The 16732-nt window shown below is 71.1% G+C and carries 14 protein-coding genes, 1 tRNA gene and 1 pseudogene; 7 read left to right on the top strand and 9 right to left on the bottom strand.

Annotated features, from left to right (window positions below; all coding sequences use genetic code 11):
* Window positions 1-93: 93 nt before the first annotated feature.
* Complete coding sequence (locus OHB49_RS33150) at window positions 94-1077, top strand: aldo/keto reductase (RefSeq protein ID WP_329164634.1); 984 nt, start codon at window positions 94-96, stop codon at window positions 1075-1077.
* On the top strand, window positions 1074-3311 hold the full coding sequence (locus OHB49_RS33145) for an ATP-dependent DNA helicase (protein WP_329164633.1): 2238 nt from the start codon (window positions 1074-1076) through the stop codon (window positions 3309-3311). The genes OHB49_RS33150 and OHB49_RS33145 overlap by 4 nt, the downstream gene beginning before the upstream one ends.
* A 61-nt stretch (window positions 3312-3372) precedes the next feature.
* Here the strand turns inward: OHB49_RS33145 and OHB49_RS33140 are convergent, their stop codons facing one another.
* Window positions 3373-4032, bottom strand: a complete 660-nt coding sequence (locus OHB49_RS33140) for a hypothetical protein (protein WP_329164631.1) — start codon at window positions 4030-4032, stop codon at window positions 3373-3375.
* Window positions 4033-4079: 47 nt separating this feature from the next.
* Here OHB49_RS33140 and OHB49_RS33135 point away from each other — a divergent pair, with 47 nt between their 5' ends.
* Entirely contained in the window at window positions 4080-4268 is a 189-nt protein-coding gene (locus tag OHB49_RS33135; protein WP_030918345.1) for a DUF5703 family protein, read from the top strand.
* A 69-nt stretch (window positions 4269-4337) separates the two neighbouring features.
* Here the strand turns inward: OHB49_RS33135 and OHB49_RS33130 are convergent, their stop codons facing one another.
* From OHB49_RS33130 to OHB49_RS33120, 3 genes are all read right to left on the bottom strand, one after another.
* Window positions 4338-5123, bottom strand: coding sequence for a chaplin (locus tag OHB49_RS33130; RefSeq protein ID WP_030968422.1), 786 nt, complete (start codon window positions 5121-5123; stop codon window positions 4338-4340).
* Between the two features lie 139 nt (window positions 5124-5262).
* Window positions 5263-5496, bottom strand: coding sequence for a chaplin ChpH (gene chpH, locus OHB49_RS33125; protein WP_030918339.1), 234 nt, complete (start codon window positions 5494-5496; stop codon window positions 5263-5265).
* A gap of 142 nt (window positions 5497-5638) precedes the next feature.
* Complete coding sequence (locus tag OHB49_RS33120; protein ID WP_030968419.1) at window positions 5639-6964, bottom strand: M20/M25/M40 family metallo-hydrolase; 1326 nt, start codon at window positions 6962-6964, stop codon at window positions 5639-5641.
* Between the two features lie 184 nt (window positions 6965-7148).
* Between OHB49_RS33120 and OHB49_RS33115 the strand changes: the two genes are divergently transcribed.
* Window positions 7149-7236 (top strand) — tRNA-Leu (locus OHB49_RS33115).
* An 81-nt stretch (window positions 7237-7317) separates the two neighbouring features.
* Here the strand turns inward: OHB49_RS33115 and OHB49_RS33110 are convergent.
* Window positions 7318-9117, bottom strand: coding sequence for a cation:proton antiporter (locus OHB49_RS33110; RefSeq protein ID WP_329164630.1), 1800 nt, complete (start codon window positions 9115-9117; stop codon window positions 7318-7320).
* A gap of 99 nt (window positions 9118-9216) precedes the next feature.
* The gene (locus OHB49_RS33105; protein WP_052189305.1) at window positions 9217-10137 is read right to left on the bottom strand and encodes an aldose 1-epimerase family protein; all 921 of its coding nucleotides are present in this window, start codon (window positions 10135-10137) and stop codon (window positions 9217-9219) included.
* A gap of 346 nt (window positions 10138-10483) precedes the next feature.
* On the opposite strand from OHB49_RS33105, the gene OHB49_RS33100 reads away from it, so the two are divergent.
* Window positions 10484-12307: a glycoside hydrolase family 15 protein gene (locus OHB49_RS33100; protein ID WP_329164629.1), complete on the top strand. Its 1824-nt coding sequence runs from the start codon at window positions 10484-10486 to the stop codon at window positions 12305-12307.
* 109 nt (window positions 12308-12416) lie between these two features.
* On the opposite strand, the gene OHB49_RS33095 is transcribed toward OHB49_RS33100, so the two are convergent.
* Window positions 12417-13223 (bottom strand): SDR family oxidoreductase, encoded by an 807-nt coding sequence (locus tag OHB49_RS33095; protein WP_329166699.1) that lies wholly within the window; start codon window positions 13221-13223, stop codon window positions 12417-12419.
* A gap of 334 nt (window positions 13224-13557) precedes the next feature.
* Here OHB49_RS33095 and OHB49_RS33090 point away from each other — a divergent pair.
* A pseudogene (locus tag OHB49_RS33090) lies at window positions 13558-13782 on the top strand (hypothetical protein); the annotation flags it as partial.
* Window positions 13783-14005: 223 nt separating this feature from the next.
* The gene (locus OHB49_RS33085) at window positions 14006-14941 is read left to right on the top strand and encodes a pseudouridine synthase (protein WP_329164627.1); all 936 of its coding nucleotides are present in this window, start codon (window positions 14006-14008) and stop codon (window positions 14939-14941) included.
* Between the two features lie 12 nt (window positions 14942-14953).
* Here the strand turns inward: OHB49_RS33085 and OHB49_RS33080 are convergent, their stop codons facing one another.
* Together OHB49_RS33080 and OHB49_RS33075 are read right to left on the bottom strand one after the other, a co-directional pair.
* On the bottom strand, window positions 14954-15583 hold the full coding sequence (locus OHB49_RS33080) for an MBL fold metallo-hydrolase (protein ID WP_329164625.1): 630 nt from the start codon (window positions 15581-15583) through the stop codon (window positions 14954-14956).
* Window positions 15583-16668, bottom strand: a complete 1086-nt coding sequence (locus tag OHB49_RS33075; RefSeq protein ID WP_329164624.1) for an S-(hydroxymethyl)mycothiol dehydrogenase — start codon at window positions 16666-16668, stop codon at window positions 15583-15585. The genes OHB49_RS33080 and OHB49_RS33075 overlap by 1 nt, the downstream gene beginning before the upstream one ends.
* Window positions 16669-16732: the final 64 nt, after the last annotated feature.

Raw genomic sequence — 16732 nt, 5'->3', positions numbered from 1 at the left:
GCGCGCGGCAACGGGATCCGGCAGGGGCGACTTGGCCACTGGTTGTCCACAGGCTTCCGCCGAGTGGGGCTCTGGCCAGTAATCTCAGCCCCCATGGAGCAGAGGCATCTCGGCCGCACCGGCCTTCGAGTGTCCCGGATCGGGCTCGGCACCCTCACCTGGGGCCGGGACACCGACGAGCACGACGCTGCCGAACAGCTGAAGGCCTTCTGGGAGGCGGGCGGCACGCTGATCGACACAGCCGATGTGTACGGCGGCGGCGAGGCCGAGTACCTGCTGGGGCAGCTCGTCGAGGGGCTGGTGCCTCGGCACGATCTGGTCATCGCCACGAAAGCGGGCAGCGTGGCCGATCCGTACCGCCGTTTCAACGGCTCGCGCGGGCATCTGCTGGCCGCGCTGGACGCTTCGCTGGAGCGGCTCGGTACGGATTACGTGGACTTGTGGCAGGTGCACGCCTTCGACCCGGTGACTCCGCTGGAGGAGACCCTTCAGGCGGTCGACCTGGCGGTGTCGACCGGCCGCGCCCGGTACGCGGGGGTGTCCAACTTCTGCGGCTGGCAGCTCGCCAAGGCGGCGACCTGGCAGCTCGCCTCGCCCGGGGTGCGCACCCGGCTGGCCAGTACGCAGATGGAGTACTCACTGCTGCAGCGGGGCGTGGAACGCGAGGTGCTGCCGGCCGCGCTCGATCTGGGCGTGGGGCTGCTGCCGTCGTCCCCGCTGGGCCGCGGGGTGCTGACCGGCAAGTACCGGACGGGCACTCCGGCGGACTCGCGCGGCGCATCGGAGCTGCTGGCCCCGTTCGTCGAGCCGTATCTCGACGACCCGGCGAGCCGCATCGTGGACGCGGTGGCGACGGCGGCCGACGGTCTGGCCACGACACCCCTGCAGGTGGCGCTCGCCTGGGTCCGGGACCGGCCGGGAGTGGTGGCTCCGATCGTCGGCGCACGCAACGCGCAGCAGCTCACGGAAGCATTGTCAGTGGAGGCGCTTAGTCTTCCTGACGAGATCTGCCAGGCGCTCGACGATGTGTCGGCGCCCGTGCACCGCTATCCCGACCAGGACTGGAGCACGCTGTGACTGCGCTTCCCCGGGGGGAAACCCCCGGCCCCTCGGCCGCCGCCGACGACACCGTTGTCGCGGACACCGCTGCCGCCGCACCCGACCCGTCCGCCCAGGACGTGGGAGGGGACGCGAGCGGGGCGGCCACGGACCCCGAGGCGGAGGAGACGGACGGGACGGACGCGGCCGGCGCGGCGGACTCCACCGACACGGCCGACGGCGAGGCGGCCGCCGCGCTCTCCGAGGCCGAGGCCGAGCTCGCTGCCCAGCGTGAGTTGCGGGAGCGGATCGAGAAGCGCAAGGCCGAGAAGGGCGGTCCCATCGCGGCCGGCGCCAAGCTGAGCGGGCCGGCCGCCGATCTGCTGGCGGCGGTGCGCGCCGTGGAGAGCGGCGAGAAGCCCGGTGCGGCGTTCTTCGACGCGCCCGCGCCCGCCCCCCGCCGGGTCGCTCCCGCACCCGCACCGGTACGCCCCCGTGCATCCGAGCCGGTCCGGGCGCCGCAGGGCGCCTCCGCGGAGGCCGTGGCCGCGGTGTCGGCCGTGCTGGCCGAGGGCGGGGCGCCGGAGGTACTGGCGGGCCCGGCGGCACAGACGCTCGGCGCTCAGGCGGCCGACGTGCTGCGTGAGGACCCGTGGCAGCTGCTGGCCGTCGCCGGCGTCCGGCCTGAGCAGGCCGACGGCTTCGCGCGGGCGCTGCTGGGTGCCGACTGCGGCCCGGACGACGAGCGGCGGACGGCGGCGCTGGTCGGTTGGCTGCTTGAGCGCGCCGCGCTGCAGGGGCATACCGCGCTGGACGCCTCTGCCGTGCGGGCCGCGCTCGCCGAGCGTGCGGTGACCGACCCCGAGGCAGCCGTGCAGCACGCTGTCGCCGAGGGCGTCGTGCTGGTCTTCCAGGAGGGTCTGGACGAGCCGGCCGACGAGGGGGCTGAGGAGCTCGCGGAATCCGGCGAGCAGGCCGAGGTCAGCGCCGGGCAGGAGCCGCCGCAGGTGCTCCTCGGGCTCGACCGGTACGCGCTCGCCGAGGAGAGTCTCGCCGACGGTCTGGCGCGGCTGGTCAACGCCTGTGAGAAGGATGCCGACTGGTCGGAGCCGGCCGCGGCCGCCGGTTCCCCCTCCGCGGCCGAGCTGGTCCGCACGGTCGCGGCCGGTGGCCTCGTCGCGCACACCGGCGGTGAGGCGGCCAGGGCCGAACCCGCCGCGCTGATCACCGCCGCCCGCTCCCTCGGGCTGCAGGCCGTCGGCGCCACCCACAGCGTGGACGGCAGTCGGCGGCTGGCCGAGGCACTCGGCGACCCGTCCGCGGCAGTCACCATCACCGGACTGCTCTCCGGCGCGGAGGGCCCCGGCCGGGACGAGGACGGGGCGATCGCCGTCGACCTGCTGGTCGTGCTGGACGCCCCGCAGCTGGATGTCGAGACGGCCGCGATCCTGGTGGAGTCCCTCGCCGACGGCACCCGGCTGGTGCTGAGCGGCGATCCGGGAGTGCTGGGCTCGGCGGGTGCGGGCCGGGTGTTCGCGGACGTGCTGGCCGCCCGCACGTGCCCGCAGGTGGTCTCCCGTACGCCGGATCCCGGTCCGATCGGCGAGCTGGTCTCCGGGATCGGCATCGGCGAGCTGAACCAGGTGGAAGCGCCCGGCAAGGAAGTGGTGATCGTCCCCGTGCACGACGCGGGCGAGGCGGTGCACCGCACCGTGCAACTGGTCGCCGACTCGGTGCCGCGCGCGATCGGCGTACCGTCGGCGGACACACAGGTGATCACCGTCGGGCACGGCGGCCCGGCGGGCACCCGGGCGCTCAACACAGCGCTCAAGCAGCGGCTGAACGCCGGCCCCGGACGGTTCGGCGGTTTCGACCCGGGCGACCGGGTCGTGCACATCCCGACGCCCGGCAGGACGGTCCCCGGCGTGGTCGTCTCGGCCGACGCCGAGGGCCTGCATCTGGACTGCGCGGGCACGCCGGTCGTCGTACCGCAGGAGCGGGTGGAGTCGTCGGTACGCCACGGCTGGGCCCTCAGCGCCCACCAGGCGACCGGGATGCGATGGCCGGCAGTGGTCGTCGTACTGCCCGGTGACGCCGCGCAGGGGCTGAGCCGGGCGTGGGTGTACACCGCGTTCAGCCGTGGGGAGCGGCATCTGTCCGTGGTGCACGGGGTGGACCAGGCGCTGCCGCGCGCGGTGGCCCAGTCCCCGTCCCAGGACCGCACGACCCGGCTGCGCGCCCTGCTGGAGGCGCTGCCGACGGCCACGGTCTAGACGACCGGAGGGCCGGAGGACCGCACACTGCAGCGGTCCTCCGGCTCCGTCGGCGACGGGATCAGGAGCTGTCGGCCGCCAGGTCGTCCAGCTCCTCGTCGAGGTCGTCCTCGTCGAAGACGGAACTGACGTCGAAGCGGCAGACCACCAGCTGCGGGTCGGCCTCGTCGAATGGGGCGCCGAGCCACTCCCCCGCCTCGGGCAGTTCCTCGGCCGCCGAGACCCAGAGCGTCGAGTCGCCCTCCTCCAGGCCGAACTCCTGATGCCGGGAGGCGATCTCGTCCGGTTCGTACTCGCCGAAGAGCACACCGAGCGCCGCATGGACACTGGTCCCGGCCGCGGCGCCGGCCCCCTTGCCGCCGTCGCCCGGATCCGCGTCGGCGATCCGCTGCGCCTGTGCGAGCAGCCGGGGCGGCTCCACCACCGCGTAGTCGCGGCGGATCAGCACGCTGAGCGCGTTCGGCTCCTCGGGGCCGGCGTACGGCGGCATGGAGTCGTCGACGCCGGGAATCTCGAAGGGGGTGACCTCGTCATAGCGGTCGTAGAGGAGTTCGTCGTAGACCTCGGCCGCAGCGGCCAGTGCGTTGAACGCGTCGTAGACGGCCGGGTCGTCGTCCCCGGACCGGCGCTCGACCGCCTCGAGGTGATGGTCGAGCGCGGCTTTGACGGCATCGGCGGCGGCGCGTACCTCGGCAGCGGTGGGCTGCGCAGCATCAGACATAGTGCAGACGCTATCCGTACACAGCCTCTGCCCGCACAATAGATGCGATGCCGGAATACGAATTTGTCGACGTGTACGTGCCGCGCGGGGTGTCCCGGAAGGAGACGGCCCGCCTGCTGACCGACCATGCCGAGTACGGGCACTGGGAGTTGGACCGACTGACGCTGCGCCGTGACGGCAGCCGCAGGGTGCGGCTGCGCCGGCGGATCATCCGCCAGCTACGGGCCACCTGGTGAAACGGAGCGGGCCCCGCATTCGCGGGGCCCGCTCGTTTCGTTCCGCCTGTGCCCGTGTTCGTCCTGCTGTTACGCGGACATGCGGGAGCGGCGGTACAGCACCGTGCCCGCGCCCGCCAGCAGCAGGCCCGCGCTCGCCGGGACGAGCAGGTCGAGCCCGCCCGCTCCGGTGTGTGCGAGTTCGACCGCCTGGGGCTCGGGTGCATTCGGGGTGCTGGGCACTCCGAACCCCGTGAGCCCCATCGGGGGGGTGGGCTTGCCCGGGGTGACCTGCCTGACCGGCGGTGGTGCGACGTCAGGGTCGTTCTCGCAGCTGTTGCCGGAGGACGGGCTGAGGAGTCCGCCGATGGTGATGCTGTTTCCGCAGGCGTTCACCGGGATGTCGATGGGCGCCTGGACGGTGTTGCCCGAGAGGATGCCGGGCGAGCCCTGCGTGTACCCCTCGGCGGTCGCCCCGTTCCTGCTGTCGCTGCCGACGGCCCGGTGCTTGCCGGTTCCCGGCCCGAGGTCGACTGCCGACGGGTCCTGGGCGCTGTGGTTCGACGCCCGGCTGCCCGATGCGGGGGCGGCCGAGCCGTGTCGGCTCGAAGTCGCGCTTCCCGAATCACTTCCCGAACCGCTTCCGCAAGCGTTTCCGGCTGCGGGATTGAGCAGTCCGACGACACTCACGGAGTTACCGCATGCATTGACCGGTACGTGGACCGGGATCTCGATCGAATTCCCTGACAGCACCCCCGGGGAATTCGATGCGTCGCCGGTCGCTCCCGCGTCGGCGTGCGCATAGCCACCACTCAGCGCGAGCACTCCGCCCGCTGCCGCCATGGTGATCAGGCCTTTACGCGTGACCTGTCGCATAGGTTGTTCCTGCCTTCTACCTTCCGGAAAACCCCCGGACTCGACCGTGCGGGGGGCGGAGTGCCCGGTCGGCCCCGGAGTGCATGGCGTGCACCCCGGGGCCGACCGGGCTCAAACCCTTACGGGTTGATGCACAACATCAGCCGTTGACGCAGCCGTTGCCGAAGGCGGGGTTGAGCAGCCCGATCACGGAGATCGTGTTGCCGCACACGTTCACCGGCACGTGCACGGGAACCTGGATCGTGTTGCCCGAGATCACGCCGGGGCTCCCGACAGCGGCACCCTGCGCGCCCGAGTCGGCGACGGCCATGCCCGCACCCGCGAGCACCAGACCGCCAGTGACTGCCGCAGCAGCGACGACCTTCTTGATCATTATTCCTCCTAGTTGGCAATGCGGCCCCAGCCGCGGACCGCACCACCTGTAACGAGGAAGAAGTAATGGGGCTACGAGCGTATGGTTCCTTTCACTCGTTCCGGTCACATACGTACACGCTGGCGATTACCGGCGTGATGATTCAGCAGTTGTCGATGAAACGGTCGAGCACCCGCACGCCGAATTTCAGACCGTCGACCGGCACTCGCTCGTCCACACCGTGGAACATGCCCGCGAAGTCGAGCTCCGGCGGCAGCTTCAGCGGCGCGAATCCGAAGCAGCGGATGCCGAGGTCGTCGAAGGACTTGGCGTCGGTGCCGCCGGAGAGCATGTACGGGACGGCGCGGGCGATCGGGTCCTCCGCCTTCAGCGCGACCTGCATGGCATCGACCAGGGAGCCGTCGAAGCTGGTCTCCAGCGCCTTGTCGCCGTGCACGTCCTCGCGCCTCACCCGCGGGCCGAGGATCCGGTCCAGGTCGGCCAGGAACTCGTCCTCGAAGCCGGGCAGGAAGCGGCCGTCGACATGGGCGACGGCCTGGCCCGGGATCACGTTCACCTTGTACCCGGCGCCCAGCATGGTCGGGGCGGCCGAGTTGCGCAGGGTGGCACCGATCATCTTGGCGATGCCGCCCAGCTTGGCGAGCGTGGCGTCCATGTCCTCCGGGTCGAGCGGGGTGCCGAGCGCGTCGGACAGCTCGTCGAGGAAGGACCGTACGGTCTTGGTCACCCTGACCGGCCACTTGTGCCGCCCGAGCCGCCCGACGGCCTCGCAGAGCTCGGTGATCGCGTTGTCGTCGTTGGTCATCGAGCCGTGCCCGGCGGTACCGTCCACGGTGAGCTTCATCCAGTGCATGCCCTTCTGGGCCGTCTCGACGAGATAGAGCCGCAGCTTCTCGTTGACCGTGAAGGAGAAGCCGCCGACCTCACCGATCGCCTCGCTGACGCCGTCGAAGAGGTCCGGGTGCTTGTCGACGAGATACCGCGCACCGTACGTACCACCGGCCTCCTCGTCGGCCAGGAACGCCAGCACGATGTCGCGCGGGGGCTTGCGGCCACTGCGCATCCGGTCGCGGACGACCGCGAGGGTCATCGCGTCCATGTCCTTCATGTCGACCGCGCCGCGGCCCCACACGCAGCCGTCCGCGATCTCGCCCGAGAACGGGTCGTGCGTCCAGTCCTGGGCATTGGCCGGCACGACGTCGGTGTGGCCGTGGATGAGCAGCGCGGGCCTCGACGGGTCCTCGCCCTCGATCCGGGCCACCGTCGAGGCACGGCCCTTGTGGGATTCGAAGATCTTCGGTTCGAGCCCGACCTCGGCGAGCTGCTCGGCGATGTACTCGGCGGCCACCCGTTCACCCGGACCCGAGTGGTCTCCGTAGTTGCTGGTGTCGATCCGGATCAGCTCGCGGCAGAGGTCCACGACCTCGTCCTCGCCGGACGGGCCGCCGACCGTGTTCGTCTCGCTCACACTGCTTCCTTCCACTGTCACCCTGGTGCTCCCGCCCATCCTCCCGCGCCGGGCCCGCTCACCCAAGGCCGCCCGTCCCCCCGTCATGCACCGTTCGCACGGCCAGTGGCGTGATCGAGCACCCCCGAATGTTTGCTATTGTTTTCCACGTCGGAACGGGCACGGCCCGCGAGACAGACACCTTGTCCGGGTGGCGGAATGGCAGACGCGCTAGCTTGAGGTGCTAGTGCCCTTTATCGGGCGTGGGGGTTCAAGTCCCCCCTCGGACACCAGCGGTCTTCCCCTTTTGTGCAGGAAGACGTAGCAGATGCGGATCGAGTAGGTACTCGATCCGCATCTGCTTTTTTGTGGTCCTACGCCGGTGTCTGCCCCGGAGCGGGTGGCACAGCGGATCGACCGGTGGAGGCGGGAGCCAGGAGGACGGCGAGGTCCCCCGGTCCGGGTAGCGGACGGTTCCCCTCGGTGACCGGATCGAGCCGGCCGTCGCCCCGGACCAGGAACAGCATGTCCCAGCCGGCCGGTGCGGCCTGATCTGCGGGCCTCGTCACGATGGACGCCCCTTCCTCGTACCTCCGGGTCAGTGCCATCCCGGTCAGCTCCGTACCGAACAGGACCTCGCCGCCGATGAACGGGGCCACCACACCGACGCTCTCGCGCGGAGAACCGACTCGATGGACGGATCCCTCGACGCTGCCACGCAGGACGGTGGCCGCCAGCGCGTTGAAATCGTCCTCGGCTGTCAGGAGGAACACCGCCGTGATGCCCTCCAGCTCGGCGCCCTCCCCGGTGGCGGCAGCCAGCAGCTCCCCCGGGGCCAGCTCGAGTCCCGCCTGTCCGATGCGCTCACGCTGCTGGTCCAGGCCGGCCCACATCAGTACCTGCAGCCCCGCCGCTCTCAACGCCCGCCCGAGGTCCACCACCCATGGCTCGCCACCGACCAGCAGCGGACGTGAGCGGGACGGTCTGACGACGCCCAGGCCCCTGGCGACCGCCGATGCCGTCAGCCCGTACAGCGTCACCGTGGCCACGATGACGACGAAGGTGGTGGGAAGAATCTTCGAAGCGCCGCCGATTCCCTTCGCGACCAGGGTGGCGGAGAACGTCGAGGCGGTCGCCGCCGCGACGATGCCTCGCGGTGCCATCCAGCCGATGAAGCCCCGCTCGCCCCTGGTCAGGTCCGTGCCGAGCGTCGACATGAACGCCACCAGTGGCCTGACCACGAGCACGAGGACAACGGTGAGGCCCAGCGCGGGAAGTACCACGTGCCGCAGCGACTGCGGGGTGACAGTGGCCGAGATGGAGATGAAGAGCAGGCCGAGAATCAGACTGACCAAGGTCTCGAAGAAGGGCCGGCGTGCCGGGACGTCGAAACCCGGATGGTTGGCGACTGCCAGGCCCATCATCACAGCGGCGATGAGTCCGGAGTCCTCGCGCACGACATCGCAGCAGGCCGCCACCGCGATCACCGCGGCGAGCTGGGCAGTGGTCCCGAGGATCTCGCCGGGCCGGAGCCGGCGGAACAGCACCCACAGGAGCACGGTTCCGGCAATGCCTCCCGTCATCCCGACACCGACGCTGCCGAGGAAGTTCAGCGCTCCGCTGCCGACGTGACGACCGGTGCTCGCTTCGACGAGATGGAAGACGAGCGCTCCCAGGATGCCGCCGACCGGGTCGATGAGGGAGCCCTCCCAGACCAGGATGTGCTGCGGCCGTTCCTTCGGCCGGACGAAGCTGAGCAGCGGCCCCACCACGGTCGGTCCGGAGACCACGAGGATCGCGCCCAGCATGACGGCCGCCCGCCGGTCCATGCCCAGCAGTGGCACGGCGAGGAGTGTGCCGAGCACCCAGGTGATCAGGACCCCGATCCAGATCAGCCTGATGACGACGCGGCGGACATGGCCCTTCAGTCTCCTGAGATCGAGCCCGATACCCGCGTCGTAGAGGATCACCGCGACGGCGAGTGACACGAGAGGGGAGAACGCCGGACCCAGCAGCCGGTGCGGGTCGAGCTCGTCCACCAGCGCACCGGCGGTGAACCCGACCGGCAGCAGCACGATGAGTGCCGGGATACGCAGCCGGCCTGCCAGGACCTGCGATCCGACGGCTAGCACCAGGGTCAGTCCCACGCCCAGGAGGACCTGATCCGTCGTCATGCGGCGCCTCCGCGGTGCCGGGTCATCCGACCGGCCGGTGGATGCTCCTGACGCGGGCGCCCCGGGGAACGGGCGGCATCGAGCGCCGCGGCGCGACCGTCATTCCTGCCACGGGGTGATCCCCCAGCGGACTGTGTGCTCCTCACCGGGCCCCAGAGTGACAAGGCCCGTGCCGGTGCGGAACGCGTCCGGCGGGCACGACATCGGCTCGATGGCGACGGAGCGGCGGCGCTCCCCTTCGGGCAGGGTGTCACCGGTGTACACCTGGACGTGCCCGGCGCCCTCACCCAGCCATACGTCGGTACCCCATGCGCCGGAGGAATGGGCGAGGCTGACCACGGCCCGCCCGCGCGCATCCCGGTCGAGGTCGCAGAACGGGGTGTCCAGTCGCTGGGTCCCGATGGCTCGAGGCGTGCGGAAGTCGTACGGAGAGTCCTGGACCGGTTCCGCAGCCACCGGCAGCCCCCGCTCGCCGGTGCGCAGCCGTGTCCGCGCCGGTACGGTCAGCAGCGCGTCGTCCACGGTCCCGGTGCCGACCGTGAGGTAGGGGTGCTGGCCGACCCCGTAGGGTGCGGCGTTCTCGCCGACGTTGCGTGCGACGACGGCCACAGCGAGGCCGTCGTCATCCAGGGTGTACTCGGCTCGGACCCGGAGGTGGAAGGGGTATCCGGGCTGGGGCCACAGGGAGACATCGAGCACCGCCCGGTCGTCCTGCGCCTCGACGATCCGCCACGATGTCCAGCGGAGCAGGCCGTGGATGGCGTTGCCGTTCTCCGGTTCGGTCAGAGGCAGTTGCTGGTCCTGCCCGTCCCAGCGGTAGCGGCCGTCCTGGATCCGGTTGGGCCACGGCGCGAGGATCTGACCGCGCCCGCCGGTGATCCGGTCGTCCGGCGCGAATCCGTCGAGTACGAGCCGGTCGCCGACGGCGTAATGGCGTAGGGCCGCTCCGAGTTCGACGACGACCGCGCTCCGGTCCCCATGGCGGAGAGTCACCTGCCGTCCGGTCCGGCTCTCGTGCACGCGTGGCCTCCTCGGTCTGCTCGAAGGCGGACGGCCCGCAAGCCCGGGCTGGGTGGCGGCCGGGCCGTCGGCCGCCTCTCGGGAGCGTGCGGACAACGACCCGGCGAGTCAAGCGGGACACGAACGTCCTGCTCCGATGGCCGGGCAAGTTCGCCCACGGGGGCCATACGTGGCGGTCCACTGCACCGCCGCCCGTCCACTGCACCAGGGCCACGATGTGGTCGAGGGGTTACGCCGTGACACCGGCCGGGCGGCGACGCCCGTACCCCGTACAGACCAGGCGCGGGTATCCGTTCTGTCGGATAGTGGTGGGTGGGGCTCGGGGCTTCCTACCACCGGAGCCACGATGGACGAACGCTATCCGCCGATCGCCGAGCACGGGCTGGTCGGCGATCTGCAGACTGCCGCGCTCGTCTCGTCCCGGGGTGTCATCGACTGGTTCGCCGCCCCCCGATTCGACTCTCCCAGCATCTTCGCGGCGCTGCTCGACGTCGAACGCGGGGGGTATTTCCAGTTGGCGCCGGAGCAGCCCGGCATCAGCTGCAAGCAGCTCTACTACCCCGACACGGCGGTCCTGGTGACCCGATTCATGTCGCCGGACGGGGTGGGCGAAGTGGTCGACTACATGCCTCCCGACCGGACGGGTACCGCCACCGACCGGCACACCCTGGTCCGTTTGGTGCGGGTCGTGCGGGGGACCGTCGGTTTCACGCTCCGGTGCAGGCCGCGTTTCGACTACGGCCGGGCCGAGCACGAGCTCGACCTCGGTCCGGACGGCGCGCTCTTCCGGGCCCCCGGCATCAGCGCCCACCTGCAGAGCACCTTCCCGCTGGAGCGCGACGGCCGGGACGTCCGGGGCACGGTGACCCTGAGGGCGGGCGAGATCGGCTGCGCCGTGTTCACCGTCTGCGATCCGGGCGGTGAGGCTCCCCCGCCCCTGACCATCGACGGGATCACCGCACGGTCCTGGGACGTCATCCACTTCTGGAAGGCGTGGCTGCGCACCTCGCGCTACCGGGGCCGGTGGCCCGAGCTCGTACACCGCTCGGCGATCACCCTGAAGCTGCTCATCTACGCCCCCACCGGCGCCATGGTCGCCGCGCCGACCATGGGGCTGCCGGAACAGGTCGGCGGAGAGCGCAACTGGGACTACCGGTACACCTGGATCCGCGACGGTTCGCTGTCCGTGCGTGCCCTGATGGATCTCGGCTTCGTCGAGGAGGCGGTCGCGTTCGTCCACTGGCTGGTCGCCCGGCTGCACGAGCGCGAGGGAAAGGGCGGGGAGCCTCTGCAGACCGTGTACCGGGTGGACGGTGACCCGAACCTGCCCGAGCAGACCCTGACGCACTTCGAGGGGTATCAGGGCTCGTACCCCGTCCGTGCGGGCAACGGCGCGGCCGGCCAGCTCCAGCTGGACATCTACGGCGAAGCCGTCTACGCACTGGCGCAGGGCCGCGAGATCAGCCAGCACGCCACCTACTCGGGCTGGAAGGCACTCACCACGACGCTCGACTGGCTCGCGGACGCCTGGGACCGGCCGGACGAAGGCATCTGGGAGACCCGTGGCGGCCGCAAGGACTTCACGTACAGCCGGGTGATGACGTGGGCCGCCTTCGACAACGGGCTTCGCCTGGCGGACGTCTTCCGCAGGCCTGCCGACACCATCAGGTGGACGAGGACCAGGGACGCCATTTTCGAGCAGATCATGGAGCGTGGCTGGAGCGAGTCGGAGAAGGCCTTCGTCCAGCAGTACGGCGGCGACGTGCTGGACGCCTCACTGCTGCTGATGCCGAGAGTCGGGTTCATCGCCCCCAAGGACCCGGCATGGCTGTCCACGCTGGACGCCATGGATCGCACACTCGTCTCGGACAGCCTCGTCTACCGGTACGACCCCGCGGCCTCACCGGACGGTCTGCGCGGCTCCGAGGGCACGTTCAGTCTCTGCACCTTCCTGTACGTCGACGCGACGGCCCGCGCGGGCCGGCTCCCGCTGGCGAGATACGCCTTCGAGAAGATGCAGACCTACGCCAACCACGTCGGGCTGTTCGCCGAGGAGATCGGCCCGAGCGGTGAGCAACTGGGCAACTTCCCGCAGGCGTTCACCCACCTGTCCCTGATCATGGCCGCCACCACGCTCGACGCGGCGCTCGACCTGGAGGAGGGCCGCTGACCCTGCCGTCCCGGCCGCCGCCGGCAGACCGCTCGCCCGGGCAGCCGCCCGGCCGGCTCTCCGGGAGGATCACGGTCCATGGCCACACAGCCACGCCAGGCAGGAGCGTTCAGCCTCCGGTGGCGAAGCCGGGGAAGAGTGTCATTCCGCCGTCCACATACAGCGTGGCGCCCACGACATAGTCGAGCAGATCGGATGCCACCACGACGACGGCGTTGGCGATGTCCTCCGGCTCCCCGACCCGGCGGTACGGGATCAGCCGCAGGAGGTCGGACTCGGCCTCCGGGGTGTCCCAGGCACTCCTGTTGATGGGGGTGCGGACGGCGCCCGGCGCAACGGCGTTCACCCGGATTCCCTGGGGGGCCAGCTCCTGCGCGAGGGTCTCCATCATCATGCCCACGCCGCCTTTGGAGGAGGCGTAGTTCACGTGGCCCGCCCAGGGGACGATCTGGTGGACCGAGCTCATGCAGACGATTTTCCCGGCAGACCGGGAGACCTCCGGCACGACGCCGCGCCGCACGAACTCCTTGACGGCCTCCCGCGCGCAGAGGAACTGGCCGGTGAGGTTGACGTCGATGACCTTCTGCCACTGGGCGAGCGTCATCTCCACGCTCGGCGCATCCCGCTGGAGGCCCGCGTTGGCCACCAGGATGTCGATGGTGTCGAACTCCTCGACCATGCGGGCGACCATGCCGACGACCTGGGCCTCGTCGGAGACATCGGCCTGATGGGCGTAGGCGCGGACCCCGAAGCCCTTGATCTCCGCGACGACCTGCTCGGCCTCGTCCTCACCGGCGACGTAGTTGACCACGACGTCCGCACCGGCCCGTCCGAGTGCGATCGCGGTCGCCCTGCCGATACCTGAATTGGCCCCGGTCACCAGCGCCTTCTGCCCTGCGACGAGCCGCGCGGACATCGCGCCCCGGACCTCACCGGTACTTCCAGCCACCACGACTTCTCCTTCGGCATTCAGGGCGGCCCGTCGGCAGACATGGCCGCCGGGCGGGCCGCTGAACCGGCAGTCGCTTGTGGGAAGGGCGTCGCCGCGCCGTCCTGCCGGGAGCAGAAGCGAGCCCTTTCGCGCCGCGCCGCCTTCCCCAGGAAGGGAACACCGAGCGCGGCGAGCGGCCCGGACCCGGCGCGCAGAGCGGTCCCGGCGGGGGCGGGAATGTCACGCAACCGGGCCAATGACCCGCCCGGGACGCCCGACGCCGCCGGCGCGGCGCAGGCGGTCCCGCCCGGAGCCCCGCGAAGGAACTGAGCCGTTCTGGTTCACCGCCCGGCGGTGGACCAACGAGCAGCTGGATGCGGCGGAGCATCTGCCGGATCTGGTGGCCCGGGAGACCGTCCGGGTCAATCTGGATCACGCGATGCAGGGCATCGGTTCGCAGTCGTGCGGTCCGGGCGTGCTGCCGCAGTACCGGCTCGACGCGGCGGCGGCACAGTTCTCGTTCGTGTTCTCGACCGTGGAGTGAGCAGGAGGTGAGCGGGGCCCGTTCCTCCTCGGTGGCCACGTGGCCGAGCGCATCGGCTGCGGCCACCGGGGAGAGGGCGCTGCCGCCCGCCCGATGCCGGTGGGGCGTGACCGCGCAGCCGTCGCTGACCTGCGCCGACGCTGTGACAGGATTGCCGCACCATGACCACCAGCACCTCGAGCCGCCGCGCCCCGGGCGCCGACGAACAGGCAGGGCCCGCGCGATGAGAGGCCGTGCGAAGCCTCCGCCGGCGCCTCTGCCGCAGCGGGACGGGATCGATCCGGTCAGGGTGCGGCTCCCCGAGGATCCGGGCGAGGAGTGGGCGACGGTCCGCGATCATCTGCTGGCGCGGTTCGCCGGTGCGATCGGAGCGGACCGGGTGGACGCCATGTTCGCCGACGGCCGGTTCGTATCGGTGCTGGGGCCCGTGGCCCCCGACGAGCCGTACACAGCAGGCCGTTTCCTCTGGTTCCACCGGGACTTCGCGCCCGAGGAACCGGTGCCGTTCCCGGTCGGTGTGGTGTACCGCGACGCCCGGCTCGTCATCGCCGACAAGCCGCACTTCCTCGCCACGACACCGCGCGGCCGGCACATCACCGAGACGGCCGTGGCGCGGCTCCGCCGGGAACTGGGGCTGCCGTCGCTGCAGCCCGCACACCGGCTGGACCGGCTGACCGCGGGCCTGGTGCTCTTCGTCGTGCGGCCCGAGGACCGCGGTGCGTACCAGACGCTGTTCCGGGACAAGCTGGTGCGCAAGGAGTACGAGGCGGTGGCACCGTACGACCCCTCGATCGCCTTCCCCCGTACGGTACGGAGCCGGATCGTCAAGGAGCGCGGAGTGATCGCCGCCCGGGAGGAGCCGGGCGAGCCGAACAGCGAGAGCCGGATCGAACTGCTGGAGCACCGGGAGGGGCTCGGCCACTACCGGTTGCTGCCCGCCACCGGCCGGACCCACCAGCTGCGGGTGCACATGAGAGGTCTGGGACTGCCGCTCGTCCACGATCCGGTCTATCCGGTGATCGAGCCGGAGGGTGCGGCGGACGACTGGACGCGTCCGCTGCAACTCCTGGCCCGGGTCCTGGAGTTCACCGATCCGGTCACGGGCGGACCGCGCCGCTTCGAGAGCGGGCTGCGGCTGTCCGCGTGGCCGGACCGGTGAGACCCCGCGCGGTCAGTGGCCCCGGGCGATCCACTCGTCCAGGTGGGGTGCCTCCGCGCCGATCGTGGTGGAGTCGCCGTGTCCGGTACGGACGATGGTCTCCGCCGGCAGCGCGAGCAGCCGGTCCCTGATCGACTCGACGATCGTCGGGAAGTGCGAGAAGGACCGTCCGGTGGCGCCGGGGCCGCCCTGGAAGAGCGTGTCCCCGGTGAAGACGGTGGCCAGCTCGGGGGCGTACAGACAGACCGCACCCGGGGCATGGCCGGGCGTGTGCAGGACCTGGAGCGTGGTCCCGGCGATCTCCAGCTCCTGGCCCTCGGCCAGTTCGGCGTCGGGGGTGCGGTGCGGATGGGTCTGCTTCCACAGCGGCAGATCGTCGGGGTGCAGCAGGATCGGCGCACCGGTGGCGTCGGCGAGGGCCGGGGCCGCGTCGATGTGGTCGTTGTGCGCGTGCGTGCAGACGATGGCGCGCAGCGTACGGCCGCCCAGGGCGGCCTCGATGGCAGCGGCGTCATGGGCGGCGTCGATGACGATCGCCTCGGTGTCGTCGCCGACGATCCAGACGTTGTTGTCGACGTCCCACTCGCCGCCGTCGAGGGCGAAGGTGCCGGACGTGACGAGGTGGTCGATGCGGGCGGTCATCAGAAGACCACCACCGAGCGCAGCACGTCGCCTTCGTGCATCCGGGTGAAGGCCTGCTCGATGTCACCGAGTCCGATGGTCTCGGTGACGAACGCGCCGAGGTCGATCCGGCCCTGCTGGTGCAGGTCGATCAGCATCGGGAAGTCGCGCGAGGGCAGACAGTCGCCGTACCAGGAGGACTTGAGTGAGCCACCACGGCCGAACACGTCGAGGAGCGGCAGTTCGAGCTGCATCTCGGGGGTGGGGACGCCGACGAGGACGACGGTGCCGGCGAGGTCGCGGGCGTAGAACGCCTGCTTGTACGTCTCCGGGCGGCCCACCGCCTCGATGACGACGTCGGCGCCGTTGCCGCCGGTCAGGGCACGGATCGCCTCGACCGGGTCGGTGGAGCGGGAGTTGACGGTGTGGGTGGCGCCCATCTTCTTCGCCGTGTCCAGCTTGCGGTCGTCGATGTCCACCGCGATGATCTTCGCCGCGCCGGCCAGCCGCGCGCCGACGACGGCCGCGTCGCCGACGCCACCACAGCCGATGACGGCGACCGAGTCGCCGCGGCCGACCTCGCCGGTGTTGATGGCGGCGCCGATGCCCGCCATGACGCCGCAGCCGAGCAGCCCGGCGACGGCCGGCGAGACCTCGGGGTCGACCTTGGTGCACTGGCCCGCGGCGACCAGGGTCTTCTCCGCGAACGCACCGATGCCGAGCGCGGGCGACAGCTCGGTGCCGTCCAGCAGCGTCATCTTCTGCCTGGCGTTGTGGGTGTTGAAGCAGTACCAGGGGCGGCCGCGCAGACACGCCCGGCACTGCCCGCAGACCGCACGCCAGTTGAGGATGACGAAGTCGCCGGGCTCGACGTCCGTGACGCCCTCGCCGACGGACTCCACGATGCCCGCGGCCTCATGACCGAGCAGGAACGGGAAGTCGTCGTTGATGCCGCCCTGCTTGTAGTGCAGATCGGTGTGGCAGACGCCGCACGCCTGGATCTTCACGACAGCCTCGCCGGGGCCGGCGTCCGGGATCACGATGGTCTCGACCCGTACCGGCTCGTTCTTCCCCGGTGCGATGACCCCTTGTACCTGCTGCGCCATACCGCGGTCTCCCTTTTCGTGACGGTCCGGGCTTCTGCGACGTACGACCGATGCCCGGTGATCG

Origin of the sequence: Streptomyces sp. NBC_01717, from assembly GCF_036248255.1 — a bacterium.
Classification (GTDB): Bacteria; Actinomycetota; Actinomycetes; order Streptomycetales; family Streptomycetaceae; genus Streptomyces.
The sequence above is the reverse complement of the archived record's forward strand: the minus strand, read 5'-3'. Positions and strand labels throughout refer to the sequence as shown.